The organism is Alphaproteobacteria bacterium (assembly GCA_030740435.1).
GTDB lineage: Bacteria > Pseudomonadota > Alphaproteobacteria > UBA2966 > UBA2966.
In genome coordinates, this window is sequence record JASLXG010000032.1 from 1 (window position 1) to 15,106 (window position 15,106).

Genomic DNA, 15,106 nt, shown 5'->3' on the forward strand with positions numbered 1-15,106 from the left:
AAGGCGAGATAACGCCTGCGTTGCCCAGGCTGGTTCCCTGGCCCGGCTCGTCGCGCTCGATAAGCCGGACACCGGCGCCCTTTTCGAGCAATGAGAGCGCACAACAAATACCTACAATGCCGCCGCCAACGATGGTTACAGTGCTATTGCTCTCGTGAGGCCTCCGCCTATCTTTCCTTCTTTTTGCGCTGACGATTGTCCCTTGGAACTGCTGGTGCTTCAATAGCGGCATGAATCGCTCTGCTATCAGCAGGTGGCCCTTGCCCCTTCGTGCTGATCATTGCCCACAATCATGTTGTTGAGCATCCTGTTCCGAGCCACGAAATGAGCCGAGCCGACCGAATATTCAGCGTTGCCGATGCTCGGACCCATGCCCAGCGGCGCATGCCGCGCATGGTGTTCGACTATGTCGACGGTGCCGCCGGTAGCGAGGCCGGCAACCGCCTCAACTGCGAAGTTCTCGATGCCATCCGCCTGCTGCCCCGGGTGCTGATCAACGTCGAGGAACGCAGCCTGACGAAGTCCTTCCTGGGCCGCGATTGGGGGCTGCCTTTCGGTATCGCACCGATGGGCATGTGCAACCTGACTTGGCCGGGAGCCGACGCCATCCTGGCCCGGGCGGCGGCGCGCCACGACATTCCGCTTTGCCTCTCGACGGCTGCTTCCAGCACCATCGAGCGGACCCGTGAGCGAGCCGGGGAAAACGCCTGGTTCCAGCTCTATGTCGGGCATTCCCAGGAGGTCTCGATGGATCTGGTGCGCCGCGCCGACGAGGCCGGCTACGAGGTCCTGATGCTGACCGTCGACGTGCCCCAGGTATCGCACCGGCTGCGCGATCTGAAGAACGGTTTCCAGGTTCCCTTTCGCATCGGGCCGCGTCAATTCCTCGATTTCGCCCGGCACCCTTCCTGGTCGCTGGGCACGCTTGCGGCAGGTGTGCCGGTGACCGCCAATTTCACCGACTACGTGGACAGCAAGAGCACCGACAAGGTGTTCAAGGCCTGGGTTCGCAACGAGGGTCGTGGCCGCATCGACTGGCAATTCCTGGAAATGTTGCGCGAGAGCTGGCCGCGCACCTTGATGGTCAAGGGGGTGTTGGCGCCGGCCGATGCGCTGGTCGCCAAGGAACGCGGCGTCGACGGGCTTTACGTTTCCAACCATGGCGGCCGCCAGCTCGACAGCGCACCGGCGGCAATTCACATGCTGCCGCTCATCCGCCGGGCGGTGGGGGAGGGGTATCCCCTGCTTTTCGACAGCGGCGTGCGCAACGGCGAAAGCATCGTCAAAGCGCTGGCGCTAGGTGCTGACTTCGTCATGTTGGGTCGCACCTGGCTCTATGATGCCATTGGCGCTGACGGAGAGCACGGCATGGAGAAGATGATCGAGGTGCTGGGAGAAGAAATCAGCCTGGCCATGGCCCAATTGGGGCGCTGCCAGCTTGCCGACATCGATGAAAGCCTGATCTTCCACCACGAGACGGCAGCTGGCACGACATTCGAATAAACCGAATTACCTTGACTTCGCAGGTGCGAAAGCGCATTAGGACGCCCAGCGACACCCCTTCAAGGTCAAATTTAGATCGCTCGCCCGGCCCCGTATGTACCGAGGGTCGGCCACGTTTCTTACAGACAAATGTAGGCGTTTCGTTAGACCGGCCCGTGCCAGACACGGAGCCGAGTTGGCAATGCTTGCGTCGTGCTTGCACGCCTTGCGCCCCGCGATCGGGGCGGAGGGTGAGAATTTGAATCGAGAAAGACAAAAAACACATGATTGATTTTGCGGGCCTGAAGTTGCCCCAACCCCTCCTTCGCGCCATTCAGGACGAAGGCTACACCACGCCCACCCCGATCCAGCAGAAGTCCATCCCGACGCTGCTCGAGGGTCATGACCTTTTGGGCGTGGCCCAGACCGGTACCGGCAAGACGGCCGCCTTCGCGCTGCCGCTGCTGCACTATCTGGAAGAAAACGCCGCAGGCGCGCCCCGAAAGGCGCAGCACCGGCAACCACGCGCGTTGATCCTGGCGCCGACGCGCGAGCTGGCCAGCCAGATCGGCGACAGCCTGCGCAGTTATGGCCGCCATCTCTCCTTGCGCACCACCACGGTCTTCGGCGGCACCTCCATCCGGCCTCAAATCCGGGCCCTGAACCAGGGCGTCCACGTGCTGGTGGCGACGCCGGGCAGGCTGCTCGACCTGATGAACCAGGGCTACGTTCGCCTTGATGCCATCGAGGTGTTCGTGCTCGATGAGGCCGACCGCATGCTCGACATGGGCTTCATCCCCGACGTCAAGAGGATCAGCGCCAAGCTGCCCTCGCGGCGCCAGACCGTGATGTTCTCGGCCACCATGCCGAAATCCGTCGAGGGCCTGGCCGCCGGCCTCTTGCGCGATCCGGTGCGCGTCGAAGCAGCACCGGCCGCAACCACGGTCGAGAAGGTGGAGCAACAAGTACTGTTCGTGGCCAAAGACAAAAAGCGAGCCCTGCTCGGCGAGCTGCTCGACGACCAGGCCATCAAGCGCGTGCTCATCTTCACCCGCACTAAGCACGGTGCCAACCGCGTCGCCAAGCACCTGCACCAGCGCGGCATCCTGGCCGACGCCATCCACGGCAACAAGGCCCAGAACGCCCGTCAGCGCGCGCTCGAGAGTTTCCGCAGCGGCCGCATCCGGGCCCTGGTGGCGACCGACATCGCAGCCCGCGGCATCGACGTCGACGGCATCACCCACGTCATCAACTTCGATGTGCCGGTCGATCCCGAAAGCTACGTCCACCGCATCGGCCGCACGGCCCGGGCCGGGGCCGGCGGCATGGCCATCTCGTTCTGCGACCACGACGAACGCGGGGCGCTGCGCGACATCGAGCGGACCATTCGCCAAAGTCTACCGGTGTTCTCCGATCATTCTTTCCATGCGGCCGAGATCGCCAACGACCCCCGACCGGGGAAAATTCGCCCCGGCGCCAAGCCGCCCCGCCAAGGCCAGCGCCGCCGCAAGGCCCAGCGCCGGCAGGGCTTCGGTCGGCCGGCGGGGAAGGCGGCTTAGCCGCCTTTTCGCCGGCGCCTCGGTCGGGGCAAACCTTCACCTTCAAGATAGACTAAGGTGTCGCACCGGCGCCCTCGCGCGACGGGGCGGCGGGGGTGGAAGGGGATCGAAATGGCCGACGAGAAACGCTTCGGCATGAGCGACGACGAGGTGGCGGCGCTGCCGCTGCATTACCGCGATAACCTGTTCGCCGACCGCGTCGTGCTGGTCTCGGGGGCCGGGCAGGGTATCGGCAAGGCTATCGCCTTCCACTACGCCCGGCTGGGCGCAGCTTTGGTGATCTGCGGCCGCAATGCCGAGCGCCTGGAGGCCGCGGCGGCGGCGCTCAGCTCGCGTTTCGGTGCCGAGGTACGCAGCCACGCCATGACCATCCGCGACCCCGACCAAGTCCAGGCCATGCTGGACGACACCTGGCAGCACTTCGGGCGACTCGATGTGCTGGTCAACAATGCCGGCGGCCAGTTTCCCCAGGAAGCCATCGATTTCAGCGTCAAGGGCTGGAACGCCGTCATCGATACCAACCTCAACGGCACCTGGTACATGATGCAGGCGGCGGCGCGGCACTGGCGCGCAGCCGAACACGAAGGCGCCATCGTCAACGTCATCGCCAACTACCACCGCGGCATGCCCGGTGTCGCCCATACCTGTGCCGCCCGGGCGGCGGTGGCTTATCTTTCCAAGACCGTGGCCGTGGAATGGGCGCCCTACCGCATCCGCATCAACTGCATCGCCCCCGGCGCCATCGCCAGCGAGGGCATGAACCAGTACCCGGCCCACGATCAGGACCGCTACCACGAGACCAGCCCGATGTTCCGCCTGGGCGATGCCGGTGACATCGCCGATGCCTGCATCTATCTCAGTGCGCCGGCGGCCAAGTTCGTCACCGGCGAGGTGATTTCGGTGGACGGCGGCCAACAGCTTTGGGGCGAGACCTGGGTCGCCACCATGCCCGAATATTTCTCGCGTTGAGGCGGCCGGGGTGGACCTCTATCTGGTGGCAAAACTGGCTTCGCTGCTGACCCGGCCGGGCTCGTTGCTGGTGCTGAGCCTGGTGCTGGGTCTGCTGCTGGTGCTCAGCCGCTGGCGGCGCCTGGGGCGCATTTTGGTGGCCTTGTGCGCCGCCGGGTTGGGGCTGTTGACGCTGCTGCCCATCGGCGGCTGGCTGCTGCTGCCGCTGGAGAACCGTTTTGCACCGCCCCAGCCGCTGCCCCAGGAGGTGCACGGCATCATCGTGCTAGGCGGCAGCACCTCGCTGGGGCTGACCCAGCGGCGGGGCCAGCCGGTGCTCAACGACAATTCGGAACGGCTGTTCGCCTTCGCCGACCTGGCGCGCCGCTATCCCCGGGCGCGCCTGGTTTTCAGCGGCGGTTACGGCACCTTGCGGCCGGGCCAATTGCGCGAGGCCGATGTCGCCCGCCAGGTGCTGAGCTCGCTGGGACTCGAGGCCGACACCATCGACTTCGAACGCCGGTCCCGCAACACCTTCGAAAGCGCCCGCAATCTGGCCCAAGAGATCAACCCCCAGGGCGGCGAGGTTTGGCTGCTCATCACCTCGGCGCGGCACATGCCCCGCGCCGTCGGCAGTTTCCGTCAAGCTGGTTGGCAGCTCACGCCCTATCCCGTCGACTACCGCACTTCGGGCAGCTTCGGTTTCTCCCTCGGCCTCAGGCTGCGTTCCAACCTCGATGCCACGGCATATGCGCTGCACGAATGGTTCGGCCTGCTCGCCTATCGCCTGCTGGAGCGCACGCCGAGCCTTTTTCCGGCACCCTAGCCTTGCTTCAAGGTGCCAGCTATGGCACAAGGCCTATGGGCTAGAAAATGAACAGGGTCAAGATATAGTGGCATGGGCTGGGTAACGGGCCGGGTCCTCGGGGCTGGGCTGGCGCTCCTTGCATCGACCGCAAACGCGGTCGCGGCGACCGAGTCCGCCGATTTCGCCACCTGGCTGGCGGCCTTGCGCCAGGAAGCAGGCGCCCGCGGCATCGCCGCCGCCACTCTCGACGAGGCGTTCACCGGCATCCAATTGATTCCGCGGGTGCTTGAGCTCGACCGCAATCAACCCGAGTTCAAGCTCACGTTCCGCCAGTACATGGACCGCGTGGTACCGCCCAAGCGGGTCAACAAGGGGCGCAAGAAATTCGCCGAGAACAAGGATCTGCTGATCGAAGTGGGCCAGCGTTACAAGGTCCAGCCCCGTTTCGTCGTGGCGCTGTGGGGCATCGAGACCGACTTCGGCCGCGTCTCGGGCGGTTTCAAGGTGATCCCGGCGCTCACTACCCTGGCCTTCGATGGGCGCCGCAGCCGCTATTTCCGCGGCGAGCTTCTGCATGCCCTGACCATCCTCGACGAGGGTCACATCAAGGCCGACAAGATGATGGGCTCGTGGGCCGGTGCCATGGGCCAGAGCCAGTTCATGCCTTCGAGTTTCGTGCATCACGCCGTCGATTACGACGGCGACGGGCGGCGCGATATCTGGACCACCAGGGCCGACGTCTTCGCCTCGGCGGCCAACTACCTGGCCCGTTCGGGCTGGCGCGACGACCAGACCTGGGGCCGCGAAGTGCGCCTGCCCACGGGCTTCGATCTCGGCCTGGCCGGCTTGAAGGGGCGCAAGCGCCTGGCTGAGTGGCAGGGGCTGGGCCTGCGGCGGGCCGACGGTGGCGAGCTGCCGGCGCGCCAGCTCAGGGCGGCCTTGGTGCTGCCGACGGCGGGCCAGGCCAAACCGGCCTTTCTGGTTTACGATAATTTTCAGGCCATTTTGAAGTGGAACCGCTCCAATTTCTTCGCTCTTGCCGTGGGGTACCTGGCCGATGCCGTCGCTGGGCGCTAGCACCCGGGCCGGCCTGGCGCTGGTCCTGAGCCTGGTCCTGAGCCTGGCCCTGGGGGCTCTCGGCGGCTGCGCCGAAACCCGTCTGGCCGTACACGCGGCCAAGGAAATCGTCAAACGCGATCGGGGTAGCCCGGAAAAAACCGCCAGACGCACGCCAAAGCGGGCCAAGAACGGTGCCCCGCTGGGCCAGGGCGGAGTCTACAAGGTGGGCGACCCCTACCAGGTCGAGGGCGTCTGGTACCGGCCCGAGGAGGATCCCGACTACTCCCTTACCGGCATAGCGTCCTGGTACGGCCGACCCTTCCACGGACGCCGCACCGCCAATGGCGAGACATACGACATGAACGCCCTGACGGCGGCCCACAAAACGCTGCCGATGCCGGTCTACGTGCGCGTCACCAACCTGGTCAACGGCCGCTCGCTGGTCTTGCGGGTCAACGACCGCGGGCCTTTCGTCAACGGCCGCATCATCGACGTCTCGCGCCGCGCCGCCCAGTTGCTGGGCTTCATCAAACAGGGCACGGCGCGGGTGCGGGTGGACATGGTCGACCGCGGCGGCAAGGTGCGCTTCGCGGCCAAGCCGATAACCAGCGAGGCCGAAAAGCGGGCCGTCAAGGCGGCACCGCAAAAACCGGTGGCGGTGGCCAAGCTGCTACCGGCCAAGGGCGTGCCGGTGGCACCCAAGATCGCCGAGGACCTGCCGCCCAGCGTGCGCTTGGAAGCGGTCAAGCCGACCCGGATCTATATTCAGGCCGGCGCCTTCAGCAAATACCAGAACGCCGATCGCCTGCGCAGCAAACTCAGCCCGCTGGGCCAGGTTTCGATCTCGAGCGTGCAGGTCAAGGGGCGCAAGTTTTTCCGGGTGCGCCTGGGGCCGCTGGAATCGCTGCCGCTGGCCGACCAGGCCCTGGCCAATATCATCGCTGAAGGTCATTCCGGCGCCCGCATCGTGGTCGACTGATGACAAAGTGCGGCGCCTGACTCAACCCAGATTTCTCACCGGGTCATGGCCCGTCAGCGCCGCCCGAAGGGTCGCATCCAGGCGCGCGCCCGCGTCGTCGAAGACCGAAGCGCGTAGTCCCACTACGCTCTTCAGTCTTTTCCTAGCGGATCGCATCAGCTGAACGCGACGCAGGCCGTGACCCGGTGAGAAATCCGGGTTAGGTTCAGGCCGTGAGCGAAAAAACGCATCCTTGCCGACTGCTCTTTGGACCGTTCCGGGTATTGCTTCTGGTCCTGGCGCTTTGCGCTGCCGCCGGCCCCGCCAGCGCCATCGAGACGGCGGCCAAGCACGCCATCCTGATCGACTACGATACCGCCACCGTGCTCATGGAGAAGGCCGCCGACGCGTCCATGGCGCCGGCCTCGATGAGCAAGCTGATGACGCTTTATATGGTTTTCGAGCGTTTGCGCGATGGCAGCTTGACCCCCGACAGCACCATGGCGGTGAGCGAAAAGGCCTGGCGCATGGGCGGCTCGAAAATGTTCGTGCGCGTCAACACGCGGGTCTCGGTGGCCGATCTTTTGCGCGGCATCGTCATCCAGTCCGGCAACGATGCCTGCGTCGTCGTCGCCGAGGGCCTGGCCGGCAGCGAAGGCGCCTTCGCCAGCGAGATGACGGCACGGGCGCGTGAAATCGGCCTGACCGGCAGCATCTTCACCAATTCCACCGGCTGGCCCGACCCCGAACACCAGATGACGGCTCGCGACCTGGCCCATTTGGCCGGCCAGATAATCCGCGAATTCCCCAAGCAATACGAGCTCTTTTCCGAGAAGGTCTTCACCTACAACAAGATCCGTCAAGGCAACCGCAACCCGCTGCTCTACCGCTACACCGGTGCCGACGGCCTCAAGACCGGCCACACCGAGGCATCAGGTTACGGCCTGACGGCCTCGGCACAGGTCAACGGGCGGCGCCTGATCCTGGTGGTCAACGGCCTCGAAAGCGTCAACAAGCGGGCCCGCGAGGCCGAACGGCTGCTCGACTGGGGCTTTCGGGAGTTCGGCAACTACCAGCTCTTCAAGGCCGGCGAGGAGGTCTCCGAGGCCAAGATCTGGCTGGGCCAAGAGGGCACCGTGCCGCTGGTCATCGAGGACGACCTGAAGGTCACCATGGCGCGCCGGGCGCGACGCCAGCTGAAGGTCGTGGTGAGCTATCAAGGCCCCATCGCGGCGCCGGTGAAGAAGGGCCAGAAACTGGCAACGGTTTCGATCAAAGCGCCCAACACGCTGCTGGTCGAAGTGCCGCTGGTGGCCGGCAGCGATGTGCCCCGGCTGGGTGTCGTCGGCCGACTGGGGGCGGCGCTCAGGTATCTGGCCTGGGGCGCGGCCAATCCCTAGCCCGACCCCCGGCCGCTTCATCACCCTCGAAGGCGGCGAGGGCACCGGCAAAAGCACCCAGGCCGAACTGTTGGTGGCGGCCCTGAAGGCCCGCGGCATCGACGTGCTGGCCAGCCGTGAGCCCGGCGGCTCGCCTGGGGCCGAGGAGATCCGAGCGCTCCTGGTCTCGGGCGAGCCTGGCCGCTGGGACGGAATGAGCGAGGCGCTGCTGCATTTCGCGGCCCGGCGCGATCACGTCGAGCGCACCATCCGGCCGGCCCTGAGGGCCGGGCGCTGGGTGGTCTGCGACCGCTTCGTCGATTCCACCATCGCCTACCAGGGGCAGGGGCAGGGCCTGGGGGCGGAGCCGCTAAAAACGCTGCAGCGCTTGGTCATCGGTGACTTCGCGCCCGATTTGACGCTGGTCCTGGACCTTGCCGTGGAACAGGGCCTGGCGCGAGCGGCGGCGCGCGGCAATGGCGAAGACCGCTACGAACGCATGGGCGAGGACTTCCACCGCCGCCTGCGCCAGGCCTTCCGGGAGATCGCCGCAGGCGATCCTGAACGTTGCGCCCTGATCGACGCCACCGGAGACCCGGCCGCGGTGCACGGTGCCATCATGGCGACGCTCGCCGAACGCTGGGGCATCGCGCCTTGAACGAGGCGCCAGCCAGACCGGCCGGCCTCATCCCGCCGCGCGAGAACCCCGACCTGATCGGCCACGAGGCGGCCGAACGGACGTTGCTGGAGGCTTGGACGGGCGATCGTTTCGCCCATGCCTGGCTGATTTGCGGCCCCCGCGGCATCGGCAAGGCCACGCTGGCCTATCGCTTTGCCCGTTTCGTGCTGGCCGGCGAAGGGGAGGGCGGGCTCTTTGGCGCCCCCGAGAACCTGGCGCTCGCCCCCGAACACGCGGTCTTCCGCCGCATTGTCGGCGGTGGCCATGCCGACTTTCTCGCCATCGAGCGCTCGATCGACGAAAAGTCCAAGAAACTGCGCTCCGAGATCGTCGTCGGCGACGCCCGCCGGGCGCTGCCCTTCTTTGCCCAGACGGCAGCCGAAGGGGGCTGGCGGGTGGCGGTCGTGGATTGCACCGACGAGATGAACCAGAACGCCGCCAACGCGTTGCTCAAGGTGCTCGAGGAGCCGCCTGGGCGCGGCCTTTTGCTGCTCGTTTCGCACGCCCCGGGCGGCTTGCTGGCAACCTTGCGATCGCGCTGCCGCAAGCTGGTGCTGCGGCCCTTGCGCGACGACCAGGTGGCGGATCTGCTGGGGCAGCGCTTTCCCGACCTCGAGGCGGCCGAGATGGCGGCCCTGGTGGCGCTGGCCGCGGGCAGCCCGGGCCGGGCGTTGGAACTAGCCGGCGAGGGCGGCATCGGGCTTTACCGGGAACTGCTGGCGCTGTTGCGGGACCTGCCGGGCAGCGACGTGCCGGCGCTGCACAAGCTGGGCGACCGGCTGGCGCGGGCCAACGGCGCCACCGCCTTCCAGGCCTTGATGGAACTGCTGCAGGATTTCCTCGGGCGCCTCGTGAGCGCCGCCGCCACGGGCCGCCAGCCGGTCGAGGTGATGGCCGGGGAGGGCGCCGTGATGAGCCGCCTGGCGGCGCGGCGCGGCCTTGAACAATGGCTGGAGGTGTGGGAAAAGGTAGGCCGACTCGCGGCCAGCGCCGAAGGCGCCAATCTCGACCGCAAACAGGTGTTGCTCAACGTCTTTTCGGTCCTCGAAAGGGCTTCGCTGGGCGTCTGAACTGGGGCCGCATGTCCGACCGGAAACCCTTTTACGTCTCGACCGCCATCAGCTACACCAACGGGCCGCCGCACATCGGCCATGCCTATGAGCTGATTGCCACCGACGTCATGGCGCGCTTCCATCGCCTCGACGGCTTTGACGTGCGCTTTCTCACCGGCACCGACGAGCACGGCAGCAAGGTCGAGCAGGCAGCCCGGGCGGAGGGTCTGACGGCGCGCGAGTTTTGCAACCAATTGGCGCCGCTTTTCCAGCGCATGACCGAACGTCTCAACGCCTCCAACGACGACTTCATCCGCACCACCGAGGAACGCCATATCCGATCCTCGCAGGCCATCTGGCAGGCCATGAAAGGGAACGGCGACATCTACCTGGACAACTACGCCGGCTGGTATTCGGTACGCGACGAGGCCTATTACGCCGAGGACGAGTTGGTGGTGGTGGCGGGCGAGGGCGGCGAGAAGCTTTCTCCCCAAGGCACGCCGGTGGAATGGGTCGAGGAGCCGAGCTATTTCTTCCGCCTCTCGAAATACCAGCGACCCTTGCTCGAGCACTACCAACGCCATCCCGGCTTCATCCGGCCCGAAACCCGGCGCAACGAGGTCATGAGCTTCGTGCGCGGAGGCCTGCGCGACCTTTCGGTCTCGCGCACCACCTTCAAGTGGGGCGTGCCGGTGCCCGACGATGCCGACCACGTGATGTACGTCTGGGTCGACGCCCTGACCAACTACATCACCGGCATGGGCTACCCGGATACCGAGGCCGCCGACTGGCAACGTTACTGGCCCGCCGATATCCACGTCATCGGCAAGGACATTGTGCGCTTTCACGCCGTCTACTGGCCGGCCTTCCTGATGTCGGCCGGCATCGAGCTGCCCGGCCGCGTCTTCGCCCACGGGTTCTTGAACGTCAGGGGCGAGAAGATGTCGAAGTCGGTGGGTAACGTGGTCGATCCTTTCGACCTGGCCGAGGCCTACGGCGTCGACCAGGTCCGCTATTTTTTCATGCGCGAGGTGCCCTTCGGCCAGGACGGCAGCTATTCCCCGGAAAGCATGGTGAGCCGCATCAACGCCGATCTGGCCAACGATTTCGGCAACCTGGCCCAGCGCGTACTCAGCATGATTCACAAGAACTGCGAAGGCCGACTGCCCCAGCCCGGCGATTTGGCACCGGCCGACGAGACGCTGCTGGCTGCGGTCAGCGGCCAACTCGAGGAAATCCGCCGTCTGATGCAGGACCAGGCCATCCACCGCATGCTGGAAGCCATCTGGCGCGGCGTCGGCGAGGCCAACCGCTACGTCGACGAGCAGGCACCCTGGGCCTTGCGCAAAAGCGACCCGGCGCGCATGCAGACCGTGCTCTACGTGCTGGCCGAGGCCATCCGCAACCTGGCCATCATGGCGCTTTCGGTGGTGCCGGAAGGCGCCGGGCGCATGCTCGACCAGTTGGCCGTGGCGCCCGAGGTCCGGAATTTCGCGGCCCTGGGGCAGGGGGGGGCATTGCAGCCCGGCAGTCAACTGCCCAAACCCGAGCCGGTGTTCCCGCGTCACGTCGAGGCCGAGGCCGAATCCTAGGCATGCTCGTCGACAGCCACTGCCACCTCGACTACCTGGCCGGCGAGGAAGACCTGGACCAGGTACTGCAGCGCGCCCGGGAAGCCGGCGTCGGCGGCTTCCTCACCATCTCGACGCGGCTCGACAGCTTTGCCGAGGTGCTGGCTATCGCCGAGCGCTACGACGACGTCTGGTGCTCGGTCGGCGTGCACCCGCACGAAGCGGCGCATTACAACGATCTTGGCGTGGCCCAACTGGTCGGGCTGGCGCGCCATCCCAAGGTCGTGGGCATCGGCGAAAGCGGCCTCGACTACCATTACCGCCACAGCCCGCCGGCCGAGCAGCGGGCCTGTTTTCGCGTCCACGCCCAGGCGGCCCGCGAAAGCGGCCTGCCGCTGATCGTGCATAGCCGCGAAGCCGAGCACGACACTCTTGAAATCCTCGCCGAGGAACTGGCGCAAGGCGCCTTTTCAGGCCTCATTCATTGCTTTAGTGGATCGGCGGAACTAGCTGAAAAATCAATGGAATTTGGGTTTTACCTTTCGATCCCAGGCATCATCACCTTCAACAGCGCCAAGGACCTGCAGGCGGTGGTACGCGAGTTGCCTTTGGGCCGCCTGCTGGTCGAGACCGACGTGCCTTACTTGGCGCCGGTGCCGAAACGCGGCCGGCGCAACGAACCGGCCTTTGTGGCGTATACCGCGGCCGCCCTGGCGAAGCTGCTGGAGATGCCGGTCGAGGCTTTGAACCGGACCACCACGGATAATTTTTTTGCTTTGTTTTCAAAAGCTTACCGTCGTGATGCGCGATGAAAGTGACGATTCTCGGCTGTGGCGCCTCGGGCGGCGTGCCGCGGCTGGGAAACCAATGGGGCCAGTGCGATCCTGACAATCCTCGCAACCGCCGCAATCGCTCCTCGATCTACGTCGAAAACGGCGCCACCGGCGTGCTCGTCGATAGTGGTCCGGATCTGCGCATGCAATCGCTGGCCGCCGGCATCGAGCGCCCGGACGGCGTGCTCTACACCCACGACCATGCCGACCACGTGCATGGCATCGACGAGCTGCGCGTGGTCGCCCGCGACACCGGCGCGCCCGTGGATATCTACGCCAGCCAAGCCACCATCGACTCGTTAGGGCGGCGCTTTCCCTACGCTTTCGGCCAACAAAGCGAATGGTACCGGCCCTTCGTCAAGTCCCACACCGTCAACGGCCCGTTCGCGGTGGGGGAGGTGCCGGTGCAGCCTTTCGAGCAAGTTCACGGCCAGGCCCCGTCGCTGGGCTTCCGTTTCGGCCCGATCGCCTATTCAACGGACCTGGTGGAACTGCCCGAGGCCTCGTTCGCCGCCCTCGAGGGCGTCGATACCTGGATCGTCGCCGCGCTGGCGCGCTTCGAGCACCCGCTGCACGCCAGCCTGGACCAAGTGCTGGCCTGGGTCGACCGCCTGGCGCCGCGTCGCGCCATACTAACCCACATGACGGCGTCGCTGGATTACGCCGAACTGAGCGCCTCACTGCCAGCCGGTGTGGAGCCGGCCTACGACGGCATGATAATCGAGGTGGATTAGCTAAAACCGCAGGATACTCCCATATATTGTCGGAAATAATTTCCGATAATATACATTATCCGACTTTTTGGTATGCGGTGATCCTGTCACGCTTGCGCCGGCGCGGTGCCCTCTCGATAATCCGGCCATGAAAAATTCCGCCCAAACCGATCCCGGTATCGAACGGCTGCTCGACATCATGGCCAAGTTGCGCCATCCCGAGGACGGCTGTCCCTGGGATAGCGAACAAACCTTCGCCACCATCGCGCCCTACACCATAGAAGAAGCCTACGAAGTGGCCGAAGCCATTGGCGAGGACGATCACGCGGCGCTGTGCGAGGAGCTTGGCGATCTTTTGTTCCAGGTCATCTTTCATGCCCGCATGGCCGAGGAAGCCGGCGCCTTCGCTTTCGCCGACGTGGTGGCGGCGGTTTGCGACAAGATGGTGCGCCGCCATCCCCACATTTTCGCGGACGCCCAGGTCGCCGACGCCGGCGCCCAGACCGTCGCCTGGGAAGCCGCCAAAGCGGCCGAACGCGCCACCAAGGCCGAGCGCGCCGGCCGCGTCGCCAGCATCCTCGATGACGTGCCGCATGGCTTTCCGGCGCTGTTGCGCGCGCTCAAGCTGCAAAAACGCGCCTCCCGGGTGGGCTTCGATTGGCAGACGGCGCTGCCGGCGCTGGCCAAGATCGAGGAGGAAATCGGCGAACTCAGGAGCGAAATCGCGGCCGGCGGCTCGCCCGAACGCTTGGCCGACGAGATCGGCGATGGCCTTTTTTCCTTCGTCAACGTCGCCCGCCACCTGGCCATCGACCCGGAATCGGCCTTGCGCGGCACCAATGCCAAATTCGAACGCCGATTCCGTCACATCGAAGCGAAATTGGCTGCCAGCGAGGAATCCTTGGCTGAAATGTCCCTCGACGACCTCGACCGGCTGTGGGAGGAGGCCAAGTCGGAGATCGAATCGGACCTCGGGGAGTTGCCCCCTACCCCGCCGCTTTGATTGCGGTCTTCGCCAGTGTAATTGGTGCCCGTAATTGGTGCCTGTCCCCAATCGGTTCCAGCAAATTGAAACAAAAAAAGGGGTCGCCGCGGCGACCCCTTTGATTTGCTTGGCTGGGCGGGCTTAGAAACCCATGTCGCCCATGCCGCCCATGCCACCCATGCCACCACCCGGTGGCATCGCCGGCATGGCGGCGCTAGCCTTCTCCGGCACATCCGCCACCATGGCTTCGGTGGTGATCAGCAGGCCGGCCACCGAGGCGGCGTCCTGCAAAGCCGTGCGCACGACCTTGGTGGGGTCGATGATGCCGGCCTTGACCATGTCGACGTATTTCTCGCCCTGGGCATCAAAGCCGCGCTTGGTATCCGTCTGCTCGGCGAGCTTGCCCGCCACCACGGCGCCGTCGAAGCCCGCGTTCTCGACGATCTGGCGCAACGGGGACTGCAACGAACGGCGCACGATGTCGACGCCCTTCGACTGGTCGTCGTTCTCGCCGGCCGTCTTCTTGAGGGCCCGCACGGCATAGAGAAGCGCCGTGCCGCCACCTGGCACGATGCCCTCCTCGACCGCCGCCCGGGTCGAATGAAGGGCGTCGTCGACGCGGTCCTTGCGTTCCTTGACCTCGACCTCGGTGGCTCCGCCGACCTTGATCACGGCGACGCCGCCGGCCAGCTTGGCCAGCCGTTCCTGCAGCTTCTCGCGGTCATAATCGGACGAGGTTTCCTCGGCCTGCTGGCGGATCTGGGTGCAGCGCGCCTGGATTTCCTTCTTCTTGCCGACGCCGTCGATGATGACGGTATCGTCCTTGTTGATGACCACCGTCTTGGCGCTACCCAGCATGTCCATGGAGACGTTCTCCAGCTTGATGCCGAGATCCTCGGAGATCACCTGACCGCCGGTCAAAACGGCGATGTCCTGCAGCATGGCCTTGCGCCGGTCACCGAAGCCCGGTGCCTTGACGGCCGCCACCTTGAGGCCGCCGCGCAGCTTGTTGACCACCAGCGTGGCCAGGGCCTCGCCCTCGACGTCCTCGGCGATGATCATCAGCGGCCGCGACGACTG

Annotated in this window: 15 protein-coding genes; 13 read left to right on the forward strand and 2 right to left on the reverse strand. The window is 65.8% G+C overall.

What is annotated here, in order from left to right; all coding sequences use genetic code 11:
- Positions 1–196, reverse strand: a 196-nt coding sequence (locus tag QGG75_03785; GenBank protein MDP6066362.1) for an FAD-dependent oxidoreductase, incomplete at its 3' end; no start/stop codon positions are given.
- A 128-nt stretch (positions 197–324) separates the two neighbouring features.
- On the opposite strand from QGG75_03785, the gene QGG75_03790 reads away from it, so the two are divergent.
- The 13 genes from QGG75_03790 (at position 325) to mazG (ending at position 14,044) form a co-directional block, all read left to right on the forward strand.
- Complete coding sequence (locus tag QGG75_03790; protein MDP6066363.1) at positions 325–1,503, forward strand: alpha-hydroxy acid oxidase; 1,179 nt, start codon at positions 325–327, stop codon at positions 1,501–1,503.
- A gap of 263 nt (positions 1,504–1,766) precedes the next feature.
- On the forward strand, positions 1,767–3,041 hold the full coding sequence (locus tag QGG75_03795) for a DEAD/DEAH box helicase (GenBank protein MDP6066364.1): 1,275 nt from the start codon (positions 1,767–1,769) through the stop codon (positions 3,039–3,041).
- Between the two features lie 111 nt (positions 3,042–3,152).
- Positions 3,153–4,010 carry an SDR family oxidoreductase gene (locus tag QGG75_03800; GenBank protein ID MDP6066365.1) on the forward strand — a complete coding sequence of 286 codons (858 nt, stop codon included), beginning with the start codon at positions 3,153–3,155 and terminating at the stop codon, positions 4,008–4,010.
- Positions 4,011–4,020: 10 nt separating this feature from the next.
- Entirely contained in the window at positions 4,021–4,815 is a 795-nt protein-coding gene (locus QGG75_03805) for a YdcF family protein (protein ID MDP6066366.1), read from the forward strand.
- 72 nt (positions 4,816–4,887) lie between these two features.
- The gene (locus QGG75_03810) at positions 4,888–5,874 is read left to right on the forward strand and encodes a lytic murein transglycosylase (protein MDP6066367.1); all 987 of its coding nucleotides are present in this window, start codon (positions 4,888–4,890) and stop codon (positions 5,872–5,874) included.
- The gene (locus QGG75_03815; protein ID MDP6066368.1) at positions 5,855–6,835 is read left to right on the forward strand and encodes a septal ring lytic transglycosylase RlpA family protein; all 981 of its coding nucleotides are present in this window, start codon (positions 5,855–5,857) and stop codon (positions 6,833–6,835) included. Before QGG75_03810 ends, QGG75_03815 begins: the two co-directional genes overlap by 20 nt.
- A 212-nt stretch (positions 6,836–7,047) precedes the next feature.
- On the forward strand, positions 7,048–8,214 hold the full coding sequence (locus QGG75_03820) for a D-alanyl-D-alanine carboxypeptidase family protein (GenBank protein MDP6066369.1): 1,167 nt from the start codon (positions 7,048–7,050) through the stop codon (positions 8,212–8,214).
- Positions 8,207–8,851 carry a dTMP kinase gene (tmk, locus tag QGG75_03825; GenBank protein ID MDP6066370.1) on the forward strand — a complete coding sequence of 215 codons (645 nt, stop codon included), beginning with the start codon at positions 8,207–8,209 and terminating at the stop codon, positions 8,849–8,851. The genes QGG75_03820 and tmk overlap by 8 nt, the downstream gene beginning before the upstream one ends.
- On the forward strand, positions 8,848–9,942 hold the full coding sequence (locus tag QGG75_03830; GenBank protein MDP6066371.1) for a DNA polymerase III subunit delta': 1,095 nt from the start codon (positions 8,848–8,850) through the stop codon (positions 9,940–9,942). Before tmk ends, QGG75_03830 begins: the two co-directional genes overlap by 4 nt.
- A gap of 11 nt (positions 9,943–9,953) precedes the next feature.
- On the forward strand, positions 9,954–11,516 hold the full coding sequence (gene metG, locus QGG75_03835; protein ID MDP6066372.1) for a methionine--tRNA ligase: 1,563 nt from the start codon (positions 9,954–9,956) through the stop codon (positions 11,514–11,516).
- Positions 11,517–11,518: 2 nt separating this feature from the next.
- Positions 11,519–12,307: a TatD family hydrolase gene (locus QGG75_03840; GenBank protein MDP6066373.1), complete on the forward strand. Its 789-nt coding sequence runs from the start codon at positions 11,519–11,521 to the stop codon at positions 12,305–12,307.
- Positions 12,304–13,062 carry an MBL fold metallo-hydrolase gene (locus QGG75_03845; GenBank protein ID MDP6066374.1) on the forward strand — a complete coding sequence of 253 codons (759 nt, stop codon included), beginning with the start codon at positions 12,304–12,306 and terminating at the stop codon, positions 13,060–13,062. Before QGG75_03840 ends, QGG75_03845 begins: the two co-directional genes overlap by 4 nt.
- 127 nt (positions 13,063–13,189) lie before the next feature.
- On the forward strand, positions 13,190–14,044 hold the full coding sequence (gene mazG / locus QGG75_03850) for a nucleoside triphosphate pyrophosphohydrolase (GenBank protein ID MDP6066375.1): 855 nt from the start codon (positions 13,190–13,192) through the stop codon (positions 14,042–14,044).
- A 123-nt stretch (positions 14,045–14,167) separates the two neighbouring features.
- On the opposite strand, the gene groEL is transcribed toward mazG, so the two are convergent.
- A partial coding sequence (groEL, locus tag QGG75_03855) for a chaperonin GroEL (GenBank protein ID MDP6066376.1) occupies positions 14,168–15,106 on the reverse strand: 939 nt, incomplete at its 5' end.